The sequence below is a fragment of the uncultured Catenibacterium sp. genome, from assembly GCF_900540665.1.
In the GTDB taxonomy this organism is placed as follows: domain Bacteria; phylum Bacillota_I; class Bacilli_A; order Erysipelotrichales; family Coprobacillaceae; genus Catenibacterium.
Genome location: NZ_UQGV01000018.1, coordinates 21,134 through 28,640 on the forward strand (window position 1 = coordinate 21,134; position 7,507 = coordinate 28,640).

Here is a 7,507-nt window from a genome sequence, read left to right on the forward strand (position 1 = left end):
AGAAAGGAGAACATGATGAAAGGAAAGAAAGTCATTACTTATGCAGTAAGTTTTCTTGTTGCATTAGGCTGTGTATCTGCTTTTCCAATGACTGTACAGGCAGATACAGGGTATGAAGTCTATCCTAATCCTCACACAATGAGTTATTCAGATGGGGATTATGAAATGACGAGTCAGGTTAATGTTGTCTATGAAGATGGTATTGATGCTGATACAAAAGCAAGACTTAATGAAGTTCTTGCATTGAAAGGCATGAATGCAAGTGTTTCTAGTGAAAAGAAAGCTGGAAAGACAAACATTCTTGTTGGTGTGAAGGGTTCTAAACAATATGTAGATTCACAGTTTGGAACAACTTCAGAAGGTTTATTTGATAAACTTGATTCTTATGCTTTAAAGTCAGATAAGGGCACTATTTCTATCTTAGGTAAAGATACAGATGCTGCTTTTTATGGCCTTACAAGCTTATATCACATTTTTAAGCAGGTAGAGGGGAAAACAATTAGAAACTTCTCTATTGAAGACTATGCGGATGTTGCAAGCCGTGGATTTATCGAAGGTTACTATGGTAATCCATGGTCAACAGAAGATCGTTGTAAATTGATGGAATGGGGTGGCTATTATAAGCTTAACTCATATTTCTATGCTCCTAAAGATGATCCAAAGCATAATGGTAAGTGGCGTGAACTTTATACTGATCAGGAAATTGAAACAAAGATCAAACCACTTGCTGAGGCTGGAAACAAATCTAAATGCCGTTTCGTATTTGCCTTACATCCTTATATGAATAACCCAATCCGTTATAACTCTGAAGCAAACTATCAGGCAGACTTAAAGGTTATGCAGGCTAAGTTTAAACAGGTGATCGATGCTGGTGTTCGTCAGATTGCAATTCTTGCAGACGATGCGCCTAATGTAGGTGGTGCGAATTATACAAGAACGTTGACAGATATGTCTAACTGGCTTAAAGAATTACAGCCTTCTTACCCTGGCTTAAAGCTCACATTACCATTCTGTACTCAGGAATATATGGGATGGGGTCAGTCATACTATCGTGATTTCCCTGAAAACGTACAGATTATTATGACTGGTGGACGTGTATGGGGTGAAGTTACAAACAACTTTACATCATCATTCACTAATACTGCAGGTCGTGGTCCTTATATGTGGATCAACTGGCCATGTACTGATAACTCTAAGAAGCATCTAATCATGGGTGGTTATACAACATTCCTTCATCCTGGTGTTGATCCTTCTAAGATACAGGGTATTGTATTAAACCCAATGCAGCAGTCTGAACCAAGTAAGGTTGCCATCTTTGGTAATGCATGTTATTCATGGAATATCTGGCAGACTGAAGAAGAAGCCAATAAGTGCTATAATGATTCATTCAAATATGTAGATCATAATGGTTATGAAGAAACTGAAGCATCAACTGCTTTAAGAGAATTATCTAAACATATGATCAATCAGAACATGGATAGCAGAGTGACTCGCTTAGAAGAATCTGTTGAATTAAGAGATAAACTTCAAGCATTTAAGACTAAGCTTACTAAGGGTGAAAAGATCTCTGATGAAGAATTTGATGAAATGATCAATGCCTTCACAGTATTACAGAATGCATCTAAGATTTATCGTGAAAGCGGTAATGAAAGAATCAAGTCTCAGATTGTTTACTGGTTAAACTGCTGGGATGATACAACAAATGCGGCTTTAAACTATATTAAAGGTATTCAAGCTGCACAGAATGAAGAAGCCAATGCGACTATCTGGGATTATTTTTCAGCAGCACAGGCTGCTTTTGAAAAGAGCAAGTCTTATGGTTTCCACTATGTAGATCATTTAGAATATGCTGAAGTAGGTGTACAGCATATTGTCCCATTCATTAAGTCACTTGATTCATACTTGTCTGAAATTGCTTCTACAATCGTTAATCCAGATAAGCAGATTGCGAAGTATATCACTAACCGTGAAGATACTCCAGCTGGTAAAGAAGATAACATCTTTGATGGTAATGCATCTACAGAACTTGTTTACAAGAGCCCTAATAGTATCTTTACAGGTACTTATGTAGGTATCAAGTATTCTAAGGCAATTGATGTAAACCACGTGATCTTTAGAGTGGGTGCTAACTCTAACCCTAGAGATACATTCTTAAAAGCAAAAGTACAGTATACAACTGATGGTAAGAACTGGACTGATGTCAATGATACAGAATATGACTTACCAAACAATGTAGAATTAACAGACCTTAACCTTAAGGGTGTTAAGGGTATCCGTATGATTGCGACTGCAGACAAAAGCAATACTTGGTTAGGTGTTAGAGATATCTTAGTAAATCCTACAACTACACCTTCTTCACCTGCAGATAAGGGTACTTTATCTCTTACTAAATTAACTTTAAAGGGTGGATCATTAGATAACTTATTAGATGATAATGAATCTAGTTATGCACACTTTGCGGAAAGCCCATATAAGGGTGGCGAAATCAAGGATTATATCCCTGTTGATGCAGCCGTTACACTTACATTCAACAATCCTAAGAAGCTTGGTACAATCAACTTCTCACAGGATGGTGGAACAGATAAGTTAACTAAATATGTTTTAGAATACACAGCTGATGGTGAAACTTGGAAGACATTAAAGGAATATGCAGGTGATGCAACTGTTCATTTAAATGTTGAAGACCAGGATATTACCGCAAAAGCGATTCGTGTAAGAAACCTTGAATTACATCTTTCAAGTAATACAGCAGGTTACTGGTGGAAGTTAAAGACATTCAACCATACTGATGTAGTCAATGAATATGATGACAAGGCTGTTTATACAAATACAGACTATAAGTTACATTCTAAGAGTACATTAGATCGTACTGATTTAGTATATAAGAAAGAAATGACTTTAGCACCTAAACAGTATGTAGGTGTGAAGTTATCAAGAGTAAAAGACTTAAAACAGTTAGAACTTGATTATACTGGTGATGTTGTTGTTGAAGCATCAGTGAACGCTCATGATTGGGTAGAAGTCACTGATTTAAATAACAATCTTCCAGATGCACGTTATGTACGTTTAATCAATAAGAAGAGTTCTGATGTTAAGTTAACTCTTAATAAGTTTGTAGTACATTCTACAGAAGTCACTGCACCATACTTATATAAGACAACTATGACTATCAACCCATCTTGGGGTGTAGCAGAAGACACTAGAAACAATGGTGCTGCATTTGATGGCAACATTGATTCTACAACTGAATTTGGTGACCTTCCACAGAAGGGTCAGTATATCATCTATGACTTAGGTCAGATGAGAAATATCGATAAGCTTGCTATGTATTGTCAGGATAGTGCCGTTAACTATATCAGAGATGCTACTATTAGTGTTTCGAGTGATTTAGAAAACTGGACAGATGTTGTGACAATTGGTGATGGTGTTGAAAACATTGGTGATGCAGGTGTTCAGTGTATCGATTCTGATGCAGGATACAAGGCATCTAGTACATATCCAAATAAGGTTTATGTATCAGGTACTGCCAATCATGTACCAGCTCGTTACTTAAGAATCTTATTTACTGCTTCTAACAACAATAGAGCTGTTGTATTCAACGAAATCATGATCAATGATGGTGAATATGCACCAGAAGACAATGACCCTACATTTGAATCTAGTGTAACAGAAGCAAAAGGTTACAAGCCTCAGTATATGATTGATGGTGACCTATTAACTTCTTATAAGCCTGGTTCAAATAAAGCAGGTTACTTAACTTATACTCTTTCTGATAGATTAAATGTGAAGAAATTCAACATTATCCAGAAGGGTGAAATCAGCAATGCAAAGGTTTATGCTTTAATTGATAAAGAAGTAACAACTCGTAATGTTCCTGAAGAAAATAGGGAATGGGTACAGTTAGGTACTTTAAGAAAATCACTTAATGAATTCTATATCCCTCATGGTAATGTATATAAGTTGAAGTTTGAATGGGAAGAAAACCATATTCCTACTATTTCTGAAATTATTACATTAACTGATGAAGAATATAAGAGTGAATGTGCTAAGGATTTAAAGAACTACATTGACTCTTTACATGTAGAAGAAGATAAGTACACTGCAACTAGCTATAATGCATATAAGACTGCAAGAGATGCTGCACTTAATGCATATAACACTCAGATGGGTGAAAAGGATGCATTAGAAGAAGCTAAAGCAAACTTAAAGACTGCTCATGAAGGATTAACTGCTCTTGGTGATCTTAAAGCATTAGAAGCAGAAATCAAAGCATTAGATAAGCTTTCAAAGGATGACTATACTGAAGAAAGCTATCAGGCACTTATGGCTGTTAAGGCAGAAGCAGAAATACTTCTTAAGAATGAAGATGCATCTGTTGAAGAAGTTGATGCAATGTTAGAACAATTAGCGACTGCAAAAGCGGCTCTTGTCACTAAGGTTTCTATCAGCAAGAAGACACTAAGAGACTATATTGATTCTAATAATCTTAATACTCTTGATACTTCAATCTATTTAACTTCTACAGTAACACCATTCAAGGATGCTTTAAATAATGCAGAAGATATCTTAAATAAAGAGAATGCAACTGTTACTGAAGTAGAAGATGCTTATAAGGCATTACATGAAGCAAGAAAGAATCTTGTATTAAAGGCAACTGATGCAGAAGTAAAAGCATTAGAAAATAAGATGGCTTCTTATAAAGAAGAAGACTATACAGCTTCTAGCTGGAAAGAATTCGTTCTTGTATTAGATGAAATCAGAGAAGAATTAAAGGCTGAACATACAAGTGAAGAAATCACTGCATTAACTGAAAAGTTAGATACAGCTTCTAAGAAACTTGTAAGAAGAGGCAATACTGCTGAACTTGATCTATTACTTGCTCAGGCTAAGAAGACTGATAGTAAGTTATATACTGAAAAGAGCTATAAGAACTTATTAGAAGTTATTAAAGCTGTTGAGAAAGCATTAGAAAACAAGGCAGAATTAACTCAGGAAGAAGTAGATGCATTAACTAAGGACTTAAGAGATGCAATGGAAGTATTAGAAAAGCTACCAGTCATCACACCAAGTAAACCAGAAGAAAAGCCTACAACTCCTTCTAAACCAGAAGAAACAACTAAACCAGAAGTAAAACCAAGTACTAAACCAGCAACTGGTGATACTACTATGGTAGGATTATTCGCATTCTTCTCAATGATCTCATTACTAGGTTATGTATTATTAAAGAAGAAAGAAGCTTAATACTTCTAGAAGAACCTCATTTGAGGTTCTTCTTTTTTATCTCTTTTCTTAAATACAATAGGTTTTATGATATGTGATGTTACAATTATGACAATTTTTGATGATTCGTGTAATTTTTGTTACATGTGATATAAATTATGTTATACTAGGCTTTGTCAACTATGTTTTTATACATTTATTGTAAAATTTGTGTATTTTCGTGAATTATATGGATGGGAGATGAGAAAGATGAAGAAGAAATTAGGGTTCATGACTGATTATCGTTTTATTGTCGGTGTTCAGATCGTACTAAGTATTATACTTATGATTAGTATCACATTTGTGAAAATTCTGCCTATGCGTTATTTGATAGTGATAGGTTCTTTCTTGGCAGTGCTTGCATTACTTATCTATTTGCTGGCAAAACCAGGACCTATTGTATCTAGAAAGATACAGAAAAGACCACTAGCTGGCAAGATTATTTCCGTTATTATTAGTATATTCTTAATTATAGGAAGTGTGTTTATCCAGTCTGGTAAAGCAGCCTACAATAAAGTGACGAGTGAATATGATTATGTGACATATTCTCTTGTAGTTAAAAAGAATAGTTCATGCGAAAAGGTCAATGATATCTTAAAGAAGACAGTAGGATATAATCCTAATGGAACTAAAATGGATGAAGCATTGAACCGTTTAAGTAAGAAGGTATCTAACTATGGTGTGAGTGAATTATATGGTGTAGAAGCGATTGTAGACGCATTATATAATAAAAAGGTAGATGCAATACTTATTAATGAAGGTTCTAGAGACCTAGTAACAGACTATAAAAAGAGCTTTGATAAAGATACAAAAGTAATCTGGACAACAAAGTTTAAATCATACAATAAAATTAAAGAAGAAAAGACACTAGATGTATTAAAGAATCCTTTCTGTGTATATATTTCTGGTATTGATTCTCGTGGCAGTGTACAGGAAGTATCACGTAGCGATGTAAATATCTTAATGACTATTAATGTGCCTGAACATAAAGTATTACTTACAAGTATTCCTAGAGATGCTTATGTAACTTTAGCAGATGCTTCTCAGAAAGATAAATTGACACATTCTGGTTTAACAGGTACACAAAATACAGTTAAAACAGTAGAAAACTTCTTAGATGTAGATATCAGCTATTATGCAAGAGTTAACTTTGAATCATTAGTAGAAGTAGTAGATGCATTAGGTGGTGTTGATGTCTATTCAGATAAAGATTTATCTGTATGGAATGGACAGCCTATTAAGCAAGGATGGAATCATATGAATGGTCAGATGGCTTTGGCCTTTTCTAGAGAAAGACATGCCTATACTACAGGTGATCGTCATAGAGCACAGAACCAGCAGGCAGTCTTACAGGCTATTATTAAAAAGATGGCAAGTCCAGCAATCGTTACTCATTATACTGATATCCTAAGTTCGATTGAAGGTACATTTGTGACTGATATGCCTATGAATGAAATGGCTAGAATTGCGAATAATCAGCTTAATACTAATGCTTCATGGTCATTCCAGACTTCTATGATAGCAGGTAATGGTACTATGATGACTGGCGGTTATTATATGCCTCATACAAGACTTTATTACTTTATTCCAGATGAAAATAGTGTGGAACAGAATAAACAGTATATTAAGAAAATGTTGAAGGGTGAAGAGTTCACTGTAGAGTAAGCAGACGAAAGTCTGCTTTTTCTTGTTCAGGAGCTTCAAATAGATGTATATATTGACTTTATTTTGATTGTAAACTATAATGAAGACGAAAAGAGGAACAGCCAGTAAGCGGTTGTCCTTGGATTTATTGTTCAAAGTAACTATCTCAAACGGTTCCAAGGCATGAGGTAGTTATTTTTTTTTCACTTTTATCAATAATGATAAGAAGCAATTTTACAATGATTCCTATTAAAGGTACGATAATTGTTAACACAGTTAACATTACCATGAGTACTTCATAAGTTGTCATCGCGCATCACCTCCGTTTTTCAAATTTTCTCAAAACTTCTGAGAATGTGAATTTCGAAGGGTTGCGTACCTTCGTCATGACGACCAAGGATAACCACCTACCGTATACGGCTTTTCTATGTATGAATTATATCACAGAAATCAATAGGTAGGGATAAGCTATTAATTATTGCAATTTTATAATATGCGTTAATATATTGGTATGAATTTAATACAAAAGAATTCTGTATTAACCGCCAAAGATGTATATATTGACTTTATTTTGATTGTAAACTATAATGAAGACGAAAAGAGG

At 34.7% G+C, this 7,507-nt stretch carries 2 protein-coding genes; both read left to right on the top strand.

What is annotated here, in order from left to right; all coding sequences use genetic code 11:
- Positions 1-15: 15 nt before the first annotated feature.
- Positions 16-5,241 carry a beta-N-acetylglucosaminidase domain-containing protein gene (locus QZQ55_RS03960; protein ID WP_295090164.1) on the top strand — a complete coding sequence of 1,742 codons (5,226 nt, stop codon included), beginning with the start codon at positions 16-18 and terminating at the stop codon, positions 5,239-5,241.
- A 228-nt stretch (positions 5,242-5,469) separates the two neighbouring features.
- On the top strand, positions 5,470-6,924 hold the full coding sequence (locus QZQ55_RS03965) for an LCP family protein (protein ID WP_295090167.1): 1,455 nt from the start codon (positions 5,470-5,472) through the stop codon (positions 6,922-6,924).
- Positions 6,925-7,507: the final 583 nt, after the last annotated feature.